The organism is Marinobacter sp. UBA2498, from assembly GCF_002341575.1.
Taxonomy (GTDB): domain Bacteria; phylum Pseudomonadota; class Gammaproteobacteria; order Pseudomonadales; family Oleiphilaceae; genus Marinobacter; species Marinobacter manganoxydans.
This window is the reverse complement of the sequence record NZ_DDOI01000144.1, coordinates 1-3,053: the sequence shown is the minus strand read 5'-3', so window position 1 is coordinate 3,053 and position 3,053 is coordinate 1. Positions and strand designations below refer to the sequence as shown.

4 protein-coding genes are annotated in these 3,053 nt (G+C 58.4%); 2 read left to right on the top strand and 2 right to left on the bottom strand.

The features are described 5' to 3' along the window. Nucleotides 1–133: 133 nt before the first annotated feature. Together B2W52_RS19880 and B2W52_RS19875 are read left to right on the top strand one after the other, a co-directional pair. Entirely contained in the window at nt 134–535 is a 402-nt protein-coding gene (locus B2W52_RS19880) for a PA2779 family protein (RefSeq protein WP_041645035.1), read from the top strand. Nucleotides 536–597: 62 nt separating this feature from the next. Then, nucleotides 598–1,548, top strand: a complete 951-nt coding sequence (locus B2W52_RS19875; protein WP_286803956.1) for a PA2778 family cysteine peptidase — start codon at nt 598–600, stop codon at nt 1,546–1,548. On the opposite strand, the gene B2W52_RS19870 is transcribed toward B2W52_RS19875, so the two are convergent. Beyond that, nucleotides 1,545–2,084, bottom strand: a complete 540-nt coding sequence (locus B2W52_RS19870) for a class I SAM-dependent methyltransferase (RefSeq protein WP_169702207.1) — start codon at nt 2,082–2,084, stop codon at nt 1,545–1,547. The genes B2W52_RS19875 and B2W52_RS19870 overlap by 4 nt on opposite strands. 103 nt (nt 2,085–2,187) lie before the next feature. Next, on the bottom strand, nt 2,188–3,053 hold an 866-nt coding region (locus B2W52_RS19865; protein ID WP_286803955.1), incomplete at its 5' end, for a CobW family GTP-binding protein.

The following is a 3,053-nucleotide window of genomic DNA, read 5'->3' as shown; positions in this document are numbered from 1 at the left end:
CGAAAGCTGCAGGTTTGTGAATCCTGAACGATTCGTATGTTGAGGGAACGCAACCGACTGTTTTATCGTCCGGTTAGTGCAAGATGACTAACAAACCGCTACACCGGAAGTAGCCAACGAACAGGAGTGACCCATGTCAGGCATTCGCAAGCACTTGAGGTACGTTTCCTTTTTTATGGCCATGATGATGGCCCTTGGTTCCGTCTGGTCGGCCACCGCTACCGCCGGCATGGTTGGAACCGGCGAAATGATCGGGCAACAACAGGTTCAGCTGGACCGGCAGGAGCTGATCAGCATGCTCGACAGACAGGATGTGCAGGCCAAGTTGGCAGACCTTGGGGTCAGCCAGGACCAGGTCAAGGAACGCATCCAGAACCTCACGCCCGCGGAACTGGCGGATTTTGAACGTCAGCTCGCCGAGGCCCCTGCAGGGCAGGATGTGGTCGGCATCATTGTGTTGTTCCTGCTGGTATTCATTATCACCGATATGCTCTGTGCTACGAATGTCTTCCCGTTCGTGAACTGCATTCGATAGCGGGATCAGTGGCTGTCATTTTTCCCACTCTAGAAGCGACGACATCCAGCAGGCTGATCCTGATGTTACTGGTCAGCCTGCTGGCCGGTTGCGCCAGTGCTCCCAAATGGCCAGCGCCCGAAACTCACCAGGCCATGCTACCCGACAAGGTTGTGCTGGACGACGTACCTTTCTACCCCCAGGAAAGGTATCAGTGCGGGCCTGCGTCGCTGGCAATGATGCTGAACAGCCAGGGCCTTTCATCCAATCCCGATATTCTCAAGGAGCTGGTTTATATTCCGGGCCGGGAAGGCTCCCTTCAGGTCGAAATGATCGCCGGCGCACGCGCCCATGGCATGTTGGTTTACCCGCTGGACGGTAGATTAGAAAGTGTCCTGACCGAGATCGCAGCAGGCAATCCAGTCCTGGTTATGCAAAATCTGAGGTTTGGCTGGTGGCCCCAATGGCACTTTGCGGTTGTCATCGGCTATGACGCCGGCGAGCGAGACCTGATACTCCACACCGATACCCGCAAGCGTGAAGCGATCGATCTGGAGGTTTTCACAAATACCTGGGGGCGGGCCGACAACTGGGCCGTCACTATTCTGCCGCCGGATCGGGTTCCAGCTACCGCAGCACCGCTTCGTTTTCTGCAATCCGCCCATGACCTCGAAACAACCGGACGAACGACAGCCGCCGGCATTGCCTATAAGACAGCCGAGACGACCTGGCCGGACCAACCGACGGCCACTATGGCCAGAGGCAACCTTGCCTGGCAGTTGGGCCACCAAGGCGAAGCACAGGAGCATTTCTTGCGCGCGGTGAGCCGTTTTCCGAAATTCGCCGAAGGCTGGAACAATCTCGCTTTCGCGCTGCAGGCGAGCGGCTGCACAAACATTGCGACCCAGGCGGCGAGATGCGCCGCCGCACTGACACCGGACCGCTTCGGTGAATCAGAATTGCTCAAACAAGAAGGCACCACATCCGCGGAACAGTGTCCTGCACTGCCCGAGTGCCCAAGGGAAGCCCCCTAGGCTGGCTTCCGGAACAGAGCCACATCCTTTCTCGGTATTTCCAGGTGCCAGCCAAACCGGTTGGCGAGCAGCTTGAAGGTGAATTCCCGGTAGAAGACCACATGGGTCGGGTCACGGCGATAATGCCAGTTGTCGAACCGGTCATCGTCGGTCTGGAAGCAGGTCATCACACCCAGCCAACCACCGGGCTTCAGCATCCGGTCGAGTTCCCTGAAAACGCCAGCGGGGGCGTAAAGATGCTCTACCACTTCGGTACAGGTTATGAAATCGTAGGTCTGATCGAGAGCCACTGCTGAGGGATAAAAATAGGGATCGTAGAGACTGACTGCCATGCCTTCCGCCTCAAGCATCTGCGCCAGTGCAGGGCCGGGGCCGCAGCCGAAATCCAGGCCGCTGGCGCCCGATGGCAGGCGCTCAAGCAGAGGTTCTGTCAGTTTCGAGAGAAATGTCCGGTACCCCGGATCAGACGGGTCATTATCATGCAGTTGGTAAATTTCCCGCTCCTGCTCAGGCGATAACCGGCAGGACGCATCCATCACCGTCGCCTCGCAGACATCACATCGAAGGTAACGCTGGACCTTCACTACACGGAAATCCGAGAGACTGCCCTGCGCGCACACCGGACAAAGACTCACGCCCTCACCTCGGATCAAGTCCCGCGGCCGCCCTCATGCGGGCATCGAGTTCCCGGGCGTCAATCTGATCGGACGCTATGATCTCTGCCCGGCTGTAGGCTTGCGGTTCACCCTGAATAACGGTCAGGGCTCCATCAACCACATTGATCGCCCGCCAGCCGTCCACGGTCTGAACGACAGCCTTGAAGCGCACAAAGGCTGAGTCCATGGCCATCACCAGCAATGCGTTCTCATCGAGTATCAGTTCCGGATGTATGCGCCAGCCAACACCGAAATGCCCCTGTCCCTGATTGGTAATCTGTTGCCAGGGCTCGTCATCAATAGCGGGGGCCGGCGATGCAGTCTTATGATGGTGGTGATGGTGAGCTTCCGGATCGGTCACCGGCAGGGCATCCGATTGGCCGTCCAGCCAGCCCGGTGCCAGATGCCCGAACCGCGTGTGGTGAATCGCCCGCTTGGCGGGTTCCAGTTGTGCGGCCCACTCATCAAAATGAGTCAGTTGCTCCGGGGTGCAAAGATCAGTCTTGTTGGCAACGAGAATATCCGCCGCAGCCACCTGATCCCGGAACTGCACATTGCCGAGCACCTTCGGTTCTTCGAGCCTTCGGGGGTCCACCAGGCAGATTACAGGGCCCATGGCGAGCACATCCTGATAGTGCTCGCTGGTCAGGGTGTCCAGAATCTGAGAGGGGTGACCGAGCCCGGTCGGCTCAATCAACAGACGATCGGGCTTTGCCTTGTGAATCAGCTGGTTGAGCCCTATCTGCATCGGCAGGCCGGCAACACAGCACATGCAGCCGCCGGGTATTTCCTTGATGAAGGCGCCTTCGGTCTTCAGCATGGCGCCATCGATGCCCACCTCGCCGAACT

Coding starts and splice junctions, on each gene's coding strand:
- B2W52_RS19870 (WP_169702207.1), bottom strand. CDS start 2,084: ATGGATGCGTCCTGCCGGTTATCGCCTGAGCAGGAGCGGGAAATTTAC.
- B2W52_RS19880 (WP_041645035.1), top strand. CDS start 134: ATGTCAGGCATTCGCAAGCACTTGAGGTACGTTTCCTTTTTTATGGCC.
- B2W52_RS19875 (WP_286803956.1), top strand. CDS start 598: ATGTTACTGGTCAGCCTGCTGGCCGGTTGCGCCAGTGCTCCCAAATGG.